The 17,416-nt window shown below is 63.0% G+C and carries 13 protein-coding genes; 9 read left to right on the top strand and 4 right to left on the bottom strand.

The genetic code is table 11. The features are described 5' to 3' along the window. Nucleotides 1-41: 41 nt before the first annotated feature. Nucleotides 42-296 carry a hypothetical protein gene (locus BN2475_RS33760; RefSeq protein WP_143325840.1) on the top strand — a complete coding sequence of 85 codons (255 nt, stop codon included), beginning with the start codon at nucleotides 42-44 and terminating at the stop codon, nucleotides 294-296. Between the two features lie 425 nt (nucleotides 297-721). On the opposite strand, the gene BN2475_RS22005 is transcribed toward BN2475_RS33760, so the two are convergent. Beyond that, nucleotides 722-1,189, bottom strand: a complete 468-nt coding sequence (locus BN2475_RS22005; RefSeq protein WP_094781614.1) for a hypothetical protein — start codon at nucleotides 1,187-1,189, stop codon at nucleotides 722-724. Between the two features lie 363 nt (nucleotides 1,190-1,552). Here BN2475_RS22005 and BN2475_RS22000 point away from each other — a divergent pair, with 363 nt between their 5' ends. Further along, on the top strand, nucleotides 1,553-1,975 hold the full coding sequence (locus tag BN2475_RS22000) for a phasin family protein (RefSeq protein WP_094781613.1): 423 nt from the start codon (nucleotides 1,553-1,555) through the stop codon (nucleotides 1,973-1,975). A gap of 143 nt (nucleotides 1,976-2,118) precedes the next feature. Here the strand turns inward: BN2475_RS22000 and BN2475_RS21995 are convergent, their stop codons facing one another. Further along, on the bottom strand, nucleotides 2,119-3,252 hold the full coding sequence (locus BN2475_RS21995; protein WP_245841461.1) for a zinc-binding metallopeptidase family protein: 1,134 nt from the start codon (nucleotides 3,250-3,252) through the stop codon (nucleotides 2,119-2,121). Between the two features lie 300 nt (nucleotides 3,253-3,552). On the opposite strand from BN2475_RS21995, the gene BN2475_RS21990 reads away from it, so the two are divergent. The 3 genes from BN2475_RS21990 to BN2475_RS21980 are packed head-to-tail and all read left to right on the top strand — an operon-like array spanning nucleotide 3,553 to nucleotide 10,630. Then, on the top strand, nucleotides 3,553-7,053 hold the full coding sequence (locus BN2475_RS21990; RefSeq protein WP_094781612.1) for a transglutaminase family protein: 3,501 nt from the start codon (nucleotides 3,553-3,555) through the stop codon (nucleotides 7,051-7,053). Between the two features lie 29 nt (nucleotides 7,054-7,082). Next, on the top strand, nucleotides 7,083-9,743 hold the full coding sequence (locus BN2475_RS21985; protein ID WP_094781611.1) for a circularly permuted type 2 ATP-grasp protein: 2,661 nt from the start codon (nucleotides 7,083-7,085) through the stop codon (nucleotides 9,741-9,743). Continuing rightward, entirely contained in the window at nucleotides 9,740-10,630 is an 891-nt protein-coding gene (locus BN2475_RS21980; RefSeq protein ID WP_094781610.1) for a transglutaminase family protein, read from the top strand. Before BN2475_RS21985 ends, BN2475_RS21980 begins: the two co-directional genes overlap by 4 nt. A gap of 271 nt (nucleotides 10,631-10,901) precedes the next feature. On the opposite strand, the gene BN2475_RS21975 is transcribed toward BN2475_RS21980, so the two are convergent. Together BN2475_RS21975 and BN2475_RS21970 are read right to left on the bottom strand one after the other, a co-directional pair. Beyond that, nucleotides 10,902-12,248: a hypothetical protein gene (locus BN2475_RS21975; protein ID WP_143325838.1), complete on the bottom strand. Its 1,347-nt coding sequence runs from the start codon at nucleotides 12,246-12,248 to the stop codon at nucleotides 10,902-10,904. Nucleotides 12,249-12,389: 141 nt separating this feature from the next. Continuing rightward, nucleotides 12,390-13,379, bottom strand: coding sequence for a hypothetical protein (locus BN2475_RS21970; RefSeq protein WP_094781608.1), 990 nt, complete (start codon nucleotides 13,377-13,379; stop codon nucleotides 12,390-12,392). 335 nt (nucleotides 13,380-13,714) lie between these two features. Here BN2475_RS21970 and BN2475_RS21965 point away from each other — a divergent pair, with 335 nt between their 5' ends. The 4 genes from BN2475_RS21965 (at nucleotide 13,715) to BN2475_RS21950 (ending at nucleotide 17,412) form a co-directional block, all read left to right on the top strand. After that, nucleotides 13,715-14,137 (top strand): MarR family winged helix-turn-helix transcriptional regulator, encoded by a 423-nt coding sequence (locus tag BN2475_RS21965; RefSeq protein WP_094781607.1) that lies wholly within the window; start codon nucleotides 13,715-13,717, stop codon nucleotides 14,135-14,137. Nucleotides 14,138-14,228: 91 nt separating this feature from the next. Further along, nucleotides 14,229-14,651 carry a MarR family winged helix-turn-helix transcriptional regulator gene (locus tag BN2475_RS21960; RefSeq protein ID WP_094781606.1) on the top strand — a complete coding sequence of 141 codons (423 nt, stop codon included), beginning with the start codon at nucleotides 14,229-14,231 and terminating at the stop codon, nucleotides 14,649-14,651. Nucleotides 14,652-14,732: 81 nt separating this feature from the next. Next, nucleotides 14,733-15,833, top strand: a complete 1,101-nt coding sequence (locus tag BN2475_RS21955; protein ID WP_162844492.1) for an HlyD family secretion protein — start codon at nucleotides 14,733-14,735, stop codon at nucleotides 15,831-15,833. A 7-nt stretch (nucleotides 15,834-15,840) separates the two neighbouring features. Further along, entirely contained in the window at nucleotides 15,841-17,412 is a 1,572-nt protein-coding gene (locus BN2475_RS21950; protein WP_094781653.1) for a DHA2 family efflux MFS transporter permease subunit, read from the top strand. The last annotated feature ends 4 nt before the right edge of the window (nucleotides 17,413-17,416 follow it).

The following is a 17,416-nucleotide window of genomic DNA, read 5'->3' as shown; positions in this document are numbered from 1 at the left end:
CATGCGTCTTTGTTTCGTACGCACCGGCAGCGAGACGAAGTATGGGCGAGTCGCCCGTCGAACTCCATTCAACAATTATTTCGCCCGATGTCACGGCAAAACATCACGGCGAAACATCACGACGAAACATCACGGCGAAAAGTCACGGCGAAAAGTCACGGCAAAACATCACGGCAAAACATCACGGCAAAACATCACGGCAAAACATCACGGCGAAAAGTCACGGCAAAACGCTGCGACGCGCGCCATGTTGGCGGGCGGTTACCGCGTGGCTTCAGAAATGGGCGGATAACTGAGCGGATGTCAGTGAAGAGTCGGTGTGCTGGCCAGCACGGACTTCATTTGCGCGTGTCGTGAAGTGGTGAAGTCGTGAAGGCGTGAAGTCGTGAAACGGCGCGAAGTGCGCCTTGTGAATCGGTCCTCAGCTCAGGGCGAGCCTGACGATGCAGCACAGGACGAAAACCAGCAGAACAGCGGCGACGGCCAGATTCAGCGGATAGCGCATGCTTCACCCTGCACTAGCGATTCAGTGCTCCTATCCTAATCACCTGATGGAAGATAGAAAGTGACAGTGAAGCGGCAATGTGGGCAAGCCCACGTAGCGATCAGAACCTGCGCGCCGCATCTTGCAGGGAGCGCTTCCAGCGGCGCGAATGGTTTGCAGTTAGCGGCACTCGTTAGCGTGATGCGTGCTTTCGCGCCCCCGACAGACCGGCGTAACTCATTGCGCTTGCCCCGGCGCCGGCGTCCCAGCCGCGCCAACCTGCGATGCTTTGTTCGCCGCGGCCAGGTCCTCCGTCAGACTCGTGCGCAGCGTCGCGATCGCCTGCTCGGGATTGGCAGGCTTCAATTGCTCGCGCGCCAGCGAATCGTAGATGTAGTGCCTCAGCATCGGGTCCTGGGTCTTGTTCAGCACGTCGTGATACACGGCGATGATCTCGCCCGGATGTCCGCTCATCGCGTACAGACGACGCAACTGTTCGAGATCGTTGATCACCGCAAAGCTCGGGCCCCGCGCACCCATCATCGGCCCCATCGCCCCATGCGGCGGGGGCGGACCGTCAAAGCGCTGCGACTCGCCATGCATCGCACCTGGCGACGGCGGCGCCGACACTTCCTGGGCTACCGCAGCCGTCGCGGCTACGGTCAGAATCGCGGTCACGGCCGCGCTGAAGATTGTTTTTTTCATGAGCTCGCTCCCATTGAGACAACGCCGGCGCCACCATGCGCCGGCACATCAACAACGATAGTCGAGCTGCCGCTTCGTAGGGTTACTGAAGCGTTACTGAAGCCGTTGTGTAACTTACCAAGCCTTGCATGCCACCGGCCGACGCCACCCGAGCGAGCCGCAGGCGCGCGCCGCGAGCCAGGGTGAGCCCGCTGGCGCAATGTCGGCGGATGGCGCATGATTGTTCTAATGTGCCGTCCGACCCCAGAACCGGCATGACCTGGCGGGATATGCGGCACACGGCGCCGCCGGTGCAGACGTTGCGAGCAACAGGTCGCGGCGATGCAGCGTCGGCGAGTAGTCAACCGTTAAGGAGGATTTCGCATGGCCCAACCTGACGCCACCAATCCGTTTGGCGAATTCACAAAAATGCTGGAGCAGTTCAAGCTCCCAGGCTTCGACGTGCCCGCCATCATGGAAGCGCGACGCAAGGACATGGAAGCACTGGTTCAGGCGAATCAGACTGCCTTCCAGGGAATGCAGTCTCTTGCGCAGAAGCAGACCGAGATGCTGCGCACGACGTTGGGCGAATTGCAGTCGCTCACGGGCCAGTTGTCGGCCAGCGGGGTCGCGCCTTCGGCGAAAACCGCCGAGCTGATCCAGCAGAGTTTGCACAAGGCGCTCGCCGATATGCAGCAACTCGCGCAAGCCGCGTATCAGACGCAAGCCGAGTCTTATGCGGTGATCGCGAAGCGCGTGGAAGAAAATGTGCAGGAGCTGAAGTCGCTCTTGCAGCAGAAGAAGTAGCGGGCGCGAACGCGTCGAATCACTCGATCCGCTTGCGACGCGTCTCGTTCAAGCGCTGTATGCCGCGGTTGGTCGTCGAGCCTGCCGCGGCATTTTTTTGCGTTGATATCCGCGTCGTGGACCGTCGTCGCGCAGCCGCCCGGCTAGCGAAGGCGCGCGGTGTGCGCGTCAGCCGGCGGCGGGGCCACCGCCGCCGACCCCTGAAGCGGCTGCGACCTGTCGCTCGCCGCCGCGATCACCCGATGCACGAAGCGCAACTTGTCCACCACCCGTGGGGCCAGCGTGAACGGATAGCCGTCCGCGATCCCGAGACTGCGGTTCAGGCTGTTCAACGCATAGGTGAGCGGAAACCAGCGCTTCATCAGATTCTCGAAGCTGGCGTCTTCGACCGGCGTACGGTCGGTGAGCGTCGGCTCGGTCGGATCGTCAGGCAGCAGCGCGAGGCCGTACGACGTCGCCGTATCCAGCACGTCGACGATCAGCATGTAGTGCGCCCATGTCTCCGCCCAGTCCTCCCACGGATGGGTCGTTGCATACGCGCTGATGGATGACGCCTGCCAGTCGGCCGGCGCGCCGTCGCGATAGTACGCATCGAGCGCCTCGCCGTAGTCGGCGCGTTCGTCGCCGAACAGCTCGCGGTACGGCTCGAGCCAGCGCGGGTTATTCTCCACCAGCTGGCTGAAGTAGTAGTGGCCGGTCTCGTGGCGGAAGTGGCCGAGCAGCGTGCGATAGGGTTCGCCCATCGCGGTGCGGACCTTCTCGCGATGCGCGTCGTCGGCTTCCGCGATGTTCAGCGTGATCAGTCCGTTGTCGTGGCCTGTCACCACGCGCGAACCGTCGCCGCCGTCCTCGAGGAATTCGAACGCGAGGCCATGTTCGGGGTCCGCCTGACGCGACGGCACGTCGAGGCCGAGTGCGGCCAGTGTGTAGAGCAGGCGCCGCTTGGCCGTTTCCAGCCGATACCAGTAAAACCGATTGTCCGGCGTGGCCAGATTCGGAATCGTGCGGGTCAGCTGGCAGGCGCGGCACAATGTGTCAGGTGAGTCGGCGGCAATCATCCAGTTGCAGACATTTTCGACCGCATAGTTGTGGCACTGCCGAAACAGCGCGCTGTTTGCGCCGGGATGCAGGCTGCGCCAGCGTCCTTCGCCGGCGTCTTCGAAGGCGCTGATTTCCGCGAGTTCGGGCACGTAGCCGAGCAGCGATTCGCACCGTTCGCAGCGGACGTTTTCAAAGAACACGAGCTGCGAGCAACGATTGCAGTGGAAGGTTTTCATCGGTCGAACCTGATGTCGAGGTGGCATGCGTGAGCGACAACCCGCCGCAATCTTCATGCCGCATTTGCCAGTCGTCACTGGCTTAACGCACATTACATGCATGATCGTGGATCGGCGCTGCGCCGCTTTGGTGCGAGGCGAACGGCGCGCGATTCGATGGTCCGGATGATCGGCGTGAGCGCGGCACACTTCGCGGCACGTAGCGATCCGGGTCCGCAACAGGCAGTACACGCGGTTTTTCCAGCAACGGCATGAAGCTTGCTTTTTGGCGGGCTGCCATCCTTCGTCCAGGAGTCCGGTGTGTCCATACGCGTCGCGTTGCATCACGTCACACATTACCGCTACGACAGGCTGGTCGCGCTGTCGCCCCAGGTCGTGCGGCTCAGGCCCGCGCCGCATTGCCGGACCCCGATCCTGTCGTATTCGATGCGGGTCGAGCCGGCCGAACACTTCATCAACTGGCAGCAGGACGCGTTCGCCAACTATCAGGCGCGCCTCGTGTTTCCCGAGAAGACGCAAGAATTCAAGGTGACCGTGGATCTGGTCGCCGAGATGGCCGTCTATAACCCATTCGACTTCTTTCTCGAACCGTCGGCCGAGCAGTTCCCGTTCGACTACGCACCGGGCCTCGCGCTCGAACTCGCGCCGTATCGGACCAGGCGGCCGATGACGCCGCGCTTCGCCGAGTTCGTCGCGAGCATCGACCGCACGCCGACCGGCACCGCCGACTTCCTCGTCGCGCTGAACCAACGGCTGCAACACGAGATCCGCTACCTCATCCGCATGGAGCCGGGCGTGCAGATGCCTGATGAAACGCTCGAGCGCGCTGCGGGCTCGTGCCGTGACTCGGGCTGGCTGCTGGTGGAAACCTTGCGGCAACTGGGGCTGGCCGCGCGCTTCGTGTCCGGCTACCTGCTGCAACTCGCGCCCGACGTCAAATCCATCGACGGCCCAAGCGGCACCGAAGTCGACTTCACCGATCTGCATGCATGGTGCGAGGTGTACCTTCCGGGCGCCGGGTGGATCGGTCTCGACCCGACTTCCGGTCTGCTCGCGGGCGAAGGTCATATCCCGGTCGCCTGCACGCCCGAGCCGGGTAGCGCCGCGCCGATTTCCGGCGCGGTCGATGAATCCGAAGTCGAGTTCGACCACACGATGTCGATCGCGCGGGTGCTGGAGACGCCGCGTGTCACCAAGCCGTACAGTGAAGCGGTGTGGGGCGACGTGCTGAAGATGGGCGCGCAGGTCGACGAACGTCTCGCCGCGATGGACGTGCGCCTGACCATGGGCGGCGAGCCGACTTTCGTGTCGGTGCGCGATCGCGACGCCGCCGAGTGGAACACCGATGCGCTCGGCCCGACCAAACGCGGCTACGCGGTCGCGCTGATGGACAAGCTGCGCACGCGCTATGGCGCGAACGGCTTCCTGCATATCGGCCAGGGCAAGTGGTATCCGGGCGAGCAGTTGCCGCGCTGGGCGATGTCGCTTTACTGGCGCGCCGACGGCGAGCCATGCTGGCAGAACCCGGCGCTGTTCGCCGACGAACGGGAGCCGGGCAATTACAGCGCGGGAGATGCGCAAAGGTTCATCACGCATCTCGCGACCAGGCTGTCGCTCGACACGGATTGCATCCAGCCCGGCTACGAAGACGTCTGGTACTACCTGTGGCGCGAGCGGCGCTTGCCGGTCAACGTCGATCCATTCGACGCGCGTCTGGACGATGAGCTGGAGCGCGTGCGCCTGCGTCGCGTGTTCGATGCGGGTCTCGGTGGCGCTAGCGGCTACGTGTTGCCGCTAGCGCGCGAACGCGACGTGCCGAACGCGGCGCCGAAGTGGGTGAGCGGCCGCTGGTTCTTCCGCGACGAGCGCATGTACCTGATTCCGGGTGACTCGCCGATGGGTTACCGGCTGCCGCTCGACTCGTTGCCTTGGGTGTCGAGAACCGACTATCCGTATCAGCACGCGCACGATCCGTTCGCACCGCCGGTGCCGTTGCGCACCGCCGCGCAGTTGCGCCGGCAATATGATGAGCCGTTGCGCGGCGGCCAGACCAGCGACGCCGCACGGCGCGCGCCGACCCCGGCCGATGCGCGGCAGGCGGCCGCGCGGTCGCTGTCGGCGGCGGACTTGTTGAGTGGCGCGGCGGACCGCGGCGTGCTGGCCTATGCGAGTCAGCCTGGCGAGTCGCCACCGGCGCGCGGCCAGTCGTCGAAGGACACGCTGCGCACGGCGATCTGCGTCGAGGCACGCGACCCGAAACGCGCGGCGGGTCCGAAAGCCGAGACGGAGACTTTCGGCAGCGGCCGCACGCTGCTGCATGTGTTCATGCCGCCGCTCACCGAACTCGACGATTATCTCGAGCTGCTCGCCGCTGTCGAAGCGACGGCGGGCGAGCTGAAGATGCAGGTGATGCTCGAAGGCTATCCGCCGCCGCGCGATGCACGCCTGAAAATGCTGCAGGTGACGCCGGACCCGGGCGTGATCGAGGTGAACATTCATCCGGCCGCCAACTGGGACCAACTGGTCGATCACACCGAATACCTGTATCAGTCGGCGGCCGAGAGCTATCTCAGCAGCGAGAAGTTCATGACCGACGGCCGCCACACGGGCACGGGCGGCGGCAATCACTTCGTGCTCGGCGGCGCGACAGCCGCCGACAGTCCGTTCCTGCGCCGCCCCGATCTGCTCGCGAGTCTGCTGGCGTACTGGCATAACCATCCGTCGCTGTCGTATCTGTTCTCGGGGCTCTTCATCGGACCGACCAGCCAGGCGCCGCGGGTCGACGAAGCGCGCAACGACCAGGTCTATGAACTCGAGATTGCGTTGCGCGAGTTGCAGCGGCAGATCGATCTGCTCGGCGCTCGCGACAGCGCGAATCTGCCGGCGTGGATGATCGACCGCTCGCTGCGCAATATCCTGATCGACGTGACGGGCAATACGCACCGCGCCGAGTTCTGCATCGACAAACTCTATTCGCCCGATGGCCCCACCGGACGCCTCGGCCTGCTCGAATTGCGCGGCTTCGAAATGCCGCCGCACGCGCGCATGAGTCTCGTGCAGCAGTTGTTGCTGCGCGCGCTGGTGGCGCGCTTCTGGCACACGCCGTACACGCAGCGCCTGACGCGCTGGGGCACCGAACTGCATGACCGCTTCCTGCTCGGCACCTTCGTGAAGATGGATTTCGACGACGTGCTCGGCGAACTGAACCGCGCCGGCTTCGCGTTCGACAGCAGCTGGTTCGCGCCGCACTTCGAGTTCCGCTTCCCGCTGGTCGGCGAGACCACGGTGAACGGCGTCTCGCTGACGATCCGCAACGCGCTCGAACCTTGGCACGTGATGGGCGAGGAGGGCTCGGCGGGCGGCACGGTGCGTTACGTGGATTCATCGGTGGAGCGGCTCGAAGTGCTCGCGCTGGGCCTGAACGACAACCGCCATGTGCTGACCGTCAACGGCGTGCCGGTGCCGTTGCAGCCGACCGGCCGGGTCAGCGAATACGTGGCCGGCGTGCGCTTTCGCGCATGGTCGCAACCGTCGGCGCTGCATCCCACCATCGGCGTCGACGCGCCGCTCACGTTCGACCTGGTCGATACATGGACTGGCCGCTCGCTGGGCGGATGCCAGTATCATGTCGCTCATCCGGGCGGGCGCAACTACCAGACCTTCCCGGTCAACGCCTACGAGGCGGAAAGCCGGCGGCGCGCACGCTTCTTCGCGTCGGGTCATACGCCGGGGCCGCTCACGGTCGATGTGCCGCAGCGCGGTCTCGAGTTTCCGTTCACGCTCGATCTGCGTTACTGGTGAAGCCCGCTCACTCCTGAAACGACACGATCTTGGCCTTTCAATCGACTTTTCCGTTCGAAGCGTCCGCGGTCCACGCGGACGCTTCGTCTCTGTTGCGGCTATTGCCGGGTCACGAGGGGCATTGGGACGAGTTGCGCGACGCAGCGGGCGCGCTGCGCGAGCCGTGGCGGCAATTCTTCGAGCGGCTCGGCGAGGACGGCGTCGCGCGGCTGGAGGATCACTGCGCGTCGGTCGCCCAGCAGATCCGCGATAACGACATCAGCTACAACGTCTACGCGGACAAAGGCGAGTCCCGGCCGTGGGCGCTCGATCTGCTGCCGTTCCTGATCAGCGAGCACGAGTGGGCGCACATCGAGCGCGGCGTGATGCAGCGCGCGCATCTGCTCAATGCGATCGTCGCCGATATCTACGGGCCGCAGGCCTTGCTCGAGCGCGGCCAACTGCCGCCCGCGCTGGTGTTCGGGCATCCCGGCTATCTGCGTTCGGTGAAGGGCTACGCGCCGCCCGGCGGCCAGTTTCTGCAAGTGGTCGCGGTCGACCTCGCACGCGCCCCGGGCGGCGACTGGACCGTGATCGCACATCGCACCGAGGCGCCGTCGGGTCTCGGTTACGCGCTGGAAAACCGCCTGATCGTGTCGACGCTGTTCGCCGATCCATTCCGTTCGATGCGCGTGAGTCGTCTCGCGCCGACCTATTCGCAACTGATCGCGACGCTCGTGCGGGCAGGTCAGGCGACCATGCGGCACGACGCGAGCGCCGAAACATCGCCGCACATCGCGCTGCTCACGCCGGGACCGTTCAGCGAAACCTACTTCGAGCACGTGTTCCTCGCGCGCTATCTCGGCGTCACGCTGGTCGAAGGCAAAGACCTGACCGTGCGCGACGACATGCTCTATCTGAAGACGCTCGCCGGCCTCGAACGCGTGCACGTCGTGCTGCGCCGTCTCGACGATGCGTTCTGCGATCCGGTCGAGTTGCGCGCCGATTCGAGCATCGGCGTGCCGGGCCTGTTGCAGGTGATGCGCGCGGGCAATGTGATCGTGTCGAACGTGCCGGGCTCGGGCTTTGTCGAGTCGCCGGCTTTGCATGGTTTTCTGCCGCGCATCGCCCAGGCGCTGCTCGAAGAAGAGCTCGTATTGCCGGGGGTCGCGAGCTGGTGGTGCGGTGAACAGGCGGCGCGCGAGCAGGCGTTCACGCGGCTTGACGAGGCCTTCATCGTGCCGACGTGGCCGGTGACCGGGCGCGACGCGCCGCCCGGCGCCGAGCAGGGCACGCAGAAGCTGCTGGCGTGGCGCGAACGCATCGAAGCGATGCCCGATACGTATACGATCCAGCAGGTGCCGCGCTTTTCCTGCACGCCGCGCTACGAGGACGGCACCATCGGCGGGCGTCCGTCGGTGCTGCGCGTCTATGCGATCGCCGATGTCAACGGCGGCTGGCATGTGATGCCGGGCGGCTTCACGCGAATGGCAGCCGAACGCAAGGCGACGGTGTCGATGCAATACGGCGGCAGCAGCGTCGACACCTGGGTGCTGTCGAGCCAGCCGAGTTCGACGTTCACGCTGCTGCCTTCGCCGATGCAACCCGCCGACCTCGCGCGCAAGCGTCGCATGGTATCGAGCCGCGCGGCGGAAAATCTCTTCTGGGCTGGCCGTTATGGTGAGCGCGCCGAAAACAACGTGCGGCTGTTGCGGCTGATCCTCGACTCGCTCGAAGGCAATGACGCCGACGCGATGTTTCCGACCCTGGTCGACCTCGCGATGTACTGCGGTCTGGTGCAATCCGGCGACCTGTTCGCGCCGTATTCGCCGCAAGCGTTCGAACGCGCGCTGGTTGCCAACCTGAGCGAGAGCACGGGGATCACGGGCATCGGTCAGAACCTCAGTTGCCAGGCGAGCTCAAATGGCGAAGTGCGTGGCCGGCTGTCGAACGATCACTGGCGCACGATTCTCGCGGCGCGCAACGACTTCCGCGATGCGTTGCAAACGCTGATGCCGGGCGCGGGTTCGGGCGGTGGTTCATTGCAGGGAAGCGGTAATGGCAACGGCAACGGCAGTGCGAACGGCCGTGGCGAATACCAGGACCACCACGACCGTTACGACCGCGTGACCTTGATGAGCGCACTCGAACGGCTGTCGGTGCAACTGTCGGCGATCAGCGGTGCGCAAGGCGACCGCATGACGCGTGACGAAGCGTGGCGTTTGCTGTTCGCGGGGCGTCATATCGAACGCGTGCAGGCGATGACGTCATTCGTGCGCGTGGTCGCCAATAACGGCCAGCTCGCGAGGCCCGCCGGTTTCGATCTGCTGCTGCAACTGTTCGACTGTACGCTGACGTACCGTTCGCTCTATCCGGGGCGCTTCGAAGTGCCGGCCCTGCTCGACCTGCTGGTGATCGAGCCGACCAACCCGCGCGGCATTTACGGCGTGTACGAGCGTTTGTGCAACAAGCTCGACGAGATTGCCGTGGCCGCGGGCAGCCGCCGGCATCGTCCGTTCGCGGAGTTGATGCCGCCCGCCGCATCGCTGCCGATGCTGGAATTGCTCTGCGAAGTCGATGAGCAGGGCGCGTACGCTCAGCTGATCACGGTCTGCGATCAGATTGGCGGGTTTGTCGGCGCGGCGGCGCACGAAATCAGCGCGCGCTATTTCAGTCACGCGAGCACCGTGGCCTCGCAGGTGTGGTCATGAAGCACGCGCCGACCGTGTTGTCCGTATCGCATCGGACCACTTACCATTATTCAACCTACGTGGAGACCGCGCAGCATCTCGCGACGATACGGCCGATCGCCTGCTCGTGGCAGCGGGTGATCTCGCACGAAGAGCGGATCGAGCCGGCGCCGTCGTATCTGAACAGCCGTATCGATGCGTTCGGCAACGATGTACTGTACTTCGCGCTGGATGCGCCGCACGAGCGCCTGCAACTCGTCAGCGAAACCATGGTGTCGCTGACGCCGCGCTGGACCGACCTCGATCCCGACACGACGCCCGCATGGGATGACGTGGCCGATGCGTTGCAGTTTCGGGTCGGCGGCCAGTTCCGGGCCGAAGTCGAATTCTGTTTCGCGTCGCCGAATATCGTGCTGTGGCCGGCGCTGCGCGAGTATGCGTTGCCGAGCTTTCCAAGTCATCGGCCCATCGCGGCCGGAGCGATCGATCTGATGCACCGGATTCACGCGGATTTCGCGTACAAGGCGTCGGCGACGATGTTCGATACGCCCGCCGAACGCGCGTTCGAATTGAAGAGCGGCGTGTGCCAGGATTTCGCGCAGGTGATGATCGGCTGCTTGCGCTCGCTGGGTTTGCCGGCGCGTTATGTCAGCGGTTATCTGCGCAACGATCCACCGCCGGGGCAGCCGCGTTTGATCGGTGCGGACGCGTCGCATGCGTGGGTGTCGGTGCATTGTCCGGGCAGCGGCTGGATCGACCTCGATCCGACCAATGACATGCTGGCCGACGTGGATCACGTGACGCTCGCGATCGGCCGCGACTACAGCGATGTGTCGTTGCTGCGCGGCATGATTCTCGGCGGCGGCGCGCATCGTGTGGAAGTGGGTGTGACGGTGCTGGCGCTTTAGCGCTTTCGGCAAATCCTTTCGGCAAATCTTCTGGTCAGCGAAAAAACGGGTATCCGTATTTTGGGGTTGATACAGGCGTTCTCTGCTGCATCGCAAAAATCGGGGGCGCCAACCGTCCGGCGGACGGCGGACGCATTTCGGACCCGTTGCAGCCGTTGGGGACTTCGAAACCTCAGCGACTGCTTCTAAGGCCCAGCAGACATACGCTCTCTCCGGCCCCCCCACCGCTCCTGGATCGCCAGCCTTCGATGATGGCCTCACGAACTTACAATCACAAAGATGTCGCTCTCCGGCGCCCAACCCAGTCGAGAAAATGGTCGATGTCATCAGGCCGCTGTGCGAGATGCGTGTAAGCCTCAAGCTCAATGACGGCCGTTCGGAGGACTGTACTTACGAAGCCTTCCATGCCTGCTCTGTCTATGCCGCGCATGTTCAAAGTGGACCATGTCCCATGCAGAATACGAGAACGGTCACGAACCACATTCCGCGCAAATTGCCTTGCGGTTAGCGTGGACCCGGGCGCAATCGGATCATCCGGCTCCAAACCAAAAAACGCGCCTAATATCTCAAACATACGCCGCTCGCTTCCCTTACTGCTTTCTGCGCGCACCAACACCTCCAACGCCGTCTCGAGCTTTGTTATCGCGATGGAGTCTATCGACTCTGTCAATCCTTGATGAAACCAATATGCAGCGTCGCACCAGGCCTGCTCAAGCACCGCCAGACGAAGGGACCCAGTAGCGAACGAACGTACTACGTTCCCGACTGCAGTAAAAATGGGCGCGGCCTGTCTCATGATCTCAGGTAGAGTTCCTTGGCCAATTGTCATTCCCGGCTCTTTGCGCGCCCAGCCACTACTAAAGTAGCCATTTGCTTCCGACAGAGTGCGCTTTTGCGATGTTCCTCGCCTCGCACCGAGCCGTGCCATAGTGCGCGTGTCGAGATAAGGCGCCGCGAGCTGCAATCCAACGATTACAAGATCGACCGCAAGTTCCGCTATTTCTTCAGCGCGCTTTTGCTCACAACCAGCGACGTCAACGCGCGCCAGCCAATCAGCTTTTTCGTCGCGCATCCATCGCACGAGATCGTCAAATCCACGCCGATCGAATATCCCATCCCCGCGACCCTGCGGATAAAAGTCACTCGTAGTGATGCGGTCGGAAAATTCAAACGTAACTGGGCCGATTTCGAAGCGCGGCGCAGGCGTGCGACTGATTAGACAAGGCACAAAAACACGTCGCGGCGTCGCTCTCGCAGTAAACCAGTTCGTTAAGCGCGCCAAGAGGGCCTCTGCGTCGACGGTTCCAATGCTCGATGGTTCACGATCGACGTAGCTCTCGATGAAGTTGAACAGCTCCGCCTCGATATCTGCATATATTGCGCCCCGCTCCAGACCGGGGATTTGGTCTAAAACGCAGTCAGTGAGTTCGGTGAGCGCGTGATGTCCAGGCATGCGAATGGCAATGACACCAGCCGCAGTCTCACGTACATGCCCAAGACCTTCTCGTCGTAGCGCCGCCTGCGTGAGCCGTTCAAATGGCAGGGGCCGTCTCTCAAGGTGGATCGCGAGGGTGCGTAACAGACCAATTTCCCGCGAATACGTTTTTGAAGTATTCAAGGCTTTCCTTTCAGTGTGACGCACTCGCACGAGCGGCGGATATCTAACCCCGACATGCATCGGGATGGATGCTCTCATCCCCAGTACAGTGGCTTGTCGCGTAAACGCACGGTTGCAGAGCGCGCCCTAGTTCCTGTGATGCTATTTTCGCCAGCGATCCTTAAGGGTAAGTGGGTCTCCCCAAAAGGCGAGCCATTCTGCTACCTGCGCAGCTCGTCGAAGTATCATGTCTGTCTCTCCAAATCGAAGAACTTCTGGCATGGGTCCCACGAGCTCGTCTTTTAGTCCTCCTCCCACCCACGCTCGCCCGAACCGCACCCAGTGAAGGTGACTTTTGCGGAGCCACGCTGAAGATCCCAGTATCCGAGCCACCTCCCTTGCTCGAAATAGGCTCATAGCAAGCTCGCTTCTAGCAGCGCGTCGCGCTTCGCTTACCCGCGCGTAGAATTCCTCCGGCGATAATGGCGCTTCCGTGTAAGCGGTGTTCCAGATAACTGCGTTGAGAGCCGCGATAAATCGGTCCACCGCTCCTACCAAGCGTCGGCACTCTTCGGATTCGATAGAAAGTCCATAGGCCATCTCGTGGGCCAATATATGCCGGAGCCGGAAGGTGTTTTCTACATCAGCTAACAACTGATCCACGTCGGCAACCAGAAGAGGTGCCCCCTTTGAACCTCTGCGCAGCATGTAATGACTACGGGCGTCAGATAGCGCACTCTTCAGATCAAGTCCAAGTATCGCACCGAGCCAAGAGGTCACATCCGTAACCGAATTGTACGAAGCGATATGCGCCACTAGTTCGCCAAAGCTGATGGTCTGATCGTCCAAGAGCATGAGGACGTCCTTCACCGAATACTTCTCCGGAATCCTTTCCGCCGCGCGTAGGCGATATTGCGCTCCGGAATTGACGATTTCGGAGATTGAAAAGCGAACGAACGTCTGAAGCGTTGCGATCGACGCGACAATCACGTGCCGACGAACTTCGTTGCTCTCGACTGTCGCTGCGAGCGTCCTAAGTTCGTGCATTCGCTTTTTAACCTCTACCCACGTGGAATCACTGTTCGGGCCGTAAGCTCTTGCACGAACCGCGAGCGCCTCCTGTACCAACTCAATTATTCTGCGATTTGCCATTTGGGCTCACTGTCACGGGCTTGATGGGAGTACCAAATTGTATCGGGCACTCGGACCCCGCTTCTTGGCCTGCTTTCGCCGCCGGCAGCATGGGCCGAAGGCCCGGCCATTTAGATCATCTGCGAGTGGCCATTACCAGGCGGGTGATACTGCGAGCGGATTGTCAACGATCTGTGCCACGCTGTCGACTGGCCGCTCATGGCCCGTTCGGCGACACCTCTGTAGCCACTGGCATCCCGCCGCTTTCACTGCGCCGCACAATGACAAATCAACCGCGGAACACGGATACCCGAAAAAACTTGACTCTGTGCGTATGCACATATACACTGCCCAACATGACCCGTCCTCTTACTTACGAAGAATGCAACTGCTTCGCGCTGCGTCAGGCCGCGCGGCACGTCACGCAAATCTACGAACGCCATCTCGGCGACGTGGGGCTGACGGCTGCGCAGTTCACGATCCTCGCCAAGCTCGCGCGCACGCCTAATCTGCCGATGGCCGATCTGGCGGACGCGATGGTGATGGAGCGCACCACGCTGGTTCGCGCGATGAAGCCATTGCAGCGCGACGGTCTGGTGGTTGCGGAACCGGCGGAGCATGACGGCCGTACTTTTCTGTTCAGTCTGACGGAGCAGGGCGAAACCATGTTCGATCAGGCCGCGATTGCATGGCGTGCCGCGCAGGACGAGTTTGAAAAGCAGTTCGGCCGTGCGCGCGCCAAAACGCTGCGCGCGGAGTTGTTCAGTATTACCGGTTAAACAGGGCGCACGAGCTTGTTCCAGCGGCCATCGGCACGCCCCAATATGTGCATACGCACTCACGCACTCTGACCTACGAGGAAACGTAGTGATGGAAGCCCTATTCGACGACGACTGCTTTGCGATCCGCCAGGCCGCGCGCTATGTGTCGCAGATCTACGACCGGCATCTGGCGAATGTCGGCCTGACTATCACGCAGTTTTCGTTGCTGTGCCGGCTAAAACGCACCGGTCCGATGACGATGAAGCAGATCGCCGAGGTCATGCGCATGCAGCGCACCACACTGGTCCGCACGCTTCAGCCGCTGCGCCGCGACGGGCTGGTGTCGAGCGAGGCGCTCGGCGCGGATGCGCGTGCGTTGACGATTGCGCTCACGGCGGCAGGCGACGAGCGACTGACGGCGGGCCGCAAGCACTGGTATGCCGCGCAAGCTGAATTCGAGCACCGCTTCGGCGAACAGCGCGCGGCTGCGTTGCGCGGCGAACTGTTTGCCATCACACAGGATTCAATCTGAGACCGCTTGCAGCGGTAATGAGGGCCGGCGCATTGCGCCGTTTTTTTCAACGCAACGAGTGCATACGCACATATCGACACCATGTCCACTACACCTTCGACCATCGCCCCGCCGAGTGCGGCGCACATCGCCAAGCCGGCGCGCCGCATACCGTGGATGCTGCTCGCCATCCTGTCGGTGCTCGTCGCGCTGGCGGTCGCGGCGACCTACTGGTTCTTTGCCGGCCGCTTCGTCGAAGCGACTGACGATGCCTACGTGGGCGGCGACGTGACCGTGATGGCGCCGAAGGTGAACGGTTTCGTCACCGATGTACTGGTGCATGACAACCAGTTCGTCCACGCCGATCAGGTGCTGGTGCGGCTCGATGCGCGCGACTACGACGCCCGTCTCGCGCAGGCCGACGCCGAAGTGCGCAGCGCGCAGGCCGCGGTCATCGAGTTGCAGGCGAAGAAGTCCTTGCAGCTCGCCACCATCAACGAGCAGGCCGCCGAGGTCCGCGCTTCGGGCGCCGAGCTGACGCGCAGCGCCGCCGATCAGACGCGCTATCGGGAACTGGTGAAGGACGACGCGGTATCGAACCAGGTGGTCGAGCGGGCCGATGCCGATCTGACCAAAGCGCACGCCGCCGTCGATCGCAGCAGTGCGGCGCTGATTGCGGCGCAGCGTCAGATCGCCGTGCTCGATGCGCAGATCGGCGATGCCGAGGCACGCATCGCGACGGCGCAAGCGGCGCAGCGCGTCGCGGCGCTAAACGTGGAATACACCACGATTCGCGCGCCGATCGACGGCTATGTCGGCAATCGCACGGCGCGCGTGGGGCTGCTGGCCAACACGGGCGTTTCGCTGCTGACCGTGGTGCCGTCGAGCGGCCTGTGGGTCGACGCGAACTTCAAGGAAGACCAGTTGAAGAAGATGCACGTCGGCGACGGCGTCGACGTCGATCTCGACGCGTCGAGCAAGCGGCTTCACGGCGTGGTGGAGAGCCTCGCGCCGGCTACCGGTGCGACCTTCAGCGTGCTGCCCGCTGAAAATGCCACCGGCAACTTCACGAAGATCGTGCAGCGCGTACCGGTGCGCGTGCGCCTCGACGTGCCGAAGGACATGCAGGGTGTGCTGCGGCCCGGCCTGTCGGCCACCGTGAAGGTACATGTGAATGCCGGCGGCGAACCGGTGCGCGGATAAGCCGATCATGACTCAAGTCCTCGACAATCCCGCCGACCAGCCGACCCGCACCAAGGTTTTCGCGTTCACGCTGATGTGCGTTGGCTTCTTCATGGCGACGCTCGATATCCAGATCGTGGCGTCTTCGCTCAGAGACATTGGCGGCGGACTATCCGCGAGCCAGGATGAACTCTCGTGGGTGCAGACCTCGTATCTGATTGCCGAAATCATCGTGATCCCGATGTCCGGCTGGCTCACCCGCGTGTTCTCGACGCGCTGGCTCTTCACGTTCTCCGCGCTCGGCTTTACCGTCACCAGCATGCTGTGCGGACTCGCATGGGACATCAACTCGATGATCCTGTTTCGCGGTTTGCAGGGCGCGCTCGGCGCGGCGATGATTCCGACCGTGTTCACCACCGCGTTCGTCCTGTTTCCCGGCAAGCAGCGGCTGATCGCCTCCACCACGATCGGCGCATTGGCGTCGCTCGCGCCGACCATCGGCCCCGTGATCGGCGGCTGGATCACATCCCAATGGTCGTGGCACTGGCTGTTCTACCTGAACCTGGTGCCGGGCGTCATCGTCACGCTGATGGTGCCGAGGTTCGTGCACATCGACAAGGTCGATCTGTCGTTGCTGAAAAAAGGCGACTACGTCGGCATTGTGCTGGTGTCGGGCTTTCTCGGCTGCCTCGAATACGTGCTCGAAGAAGGCCCGCGCAAGAACTGGTTCGGGGACGACGTGATCGTGCTATGCACGTGGGTAGCGGCGATCTGCGGGTTTCTTTTTCTCGTGCATGCGTTCACGGCGAAAGAGCCGATCGTCGATCTGCGCGCGCTTGCGGTGCGCAACTTCGGGATCGGCAGCTTGCTGTCGTTTATCACCGGGATCGGGATCTTCTGCACGGTGTTTCTGACACCGGTGTTTTTATCACGCGTGCGTGGCTTCGACTCATTGCAGATCGGTCTGGCATTGCTGTCGGTCGGCTGTTTTCAATTGCTCGCACTGGGCGCGTATTCGACGCTGGCGCGCTTTGTCGATATGCGCTTGTTGATGGTGTTCGGGCTCGCGCTGTTCGGCATCGGCTGCTACCTGTATGTGCCGCTCACGAGTCAATGGGGCTGGCAGCAATTGCTGATCCCGCAGGCGCTGCGCGGCATCGGCCAGCAGTTCTGCATTCCGCCTATCGTCACGATGGCGCTCGGGGCGTTGCCGCCATCGAGGCTGCGCTCCGCGAGCGGACTCTTCAACCTGATGCGCAACCTCGGCGGCGCGATCGGCATCGCGGTGAGCAGCACGATGCTCAACGACCGTTTGAACCTCCACTTCGAGCGGCTCGACGAGCATCTCAACGCGGGCAGGCCGGTCGTCGAAGCGATCCTGCAAAAGCAGGCCGACTATTTCGCGGCGGTCGGCGGAGATCTGTTGAATGCGGCTAATGCGGGGCTCGCCGAGTTGCACGCGTTGCTGATGCGCGAAGCACTCGTGCTCACTTTCTCCGACACGTTTTTCGCCGTGTCGCTCTGTTTCGTGGTCGGGTTGCTGAGCGTGCTGTTTTCGCACCCATTCGGCAACGCCGCGCCGCCGCCTGACGCCCATTGAGGAA

The organism is Paraburkholderia ribeironis (assembly GCF_900019265.1).
Lineage (GTDB): Bacteria > Pseudomonadota > Gammaproteobacteria > Burkholderiales > Burkholderiaceae > Paraburkholderia > Paraburkholderia ribeironis.
The sequence above is the reverse complement of the archived record's forward strand: the minus strand, read 5'-3'. Positions and strand labels throughout refer to the sequence as shown.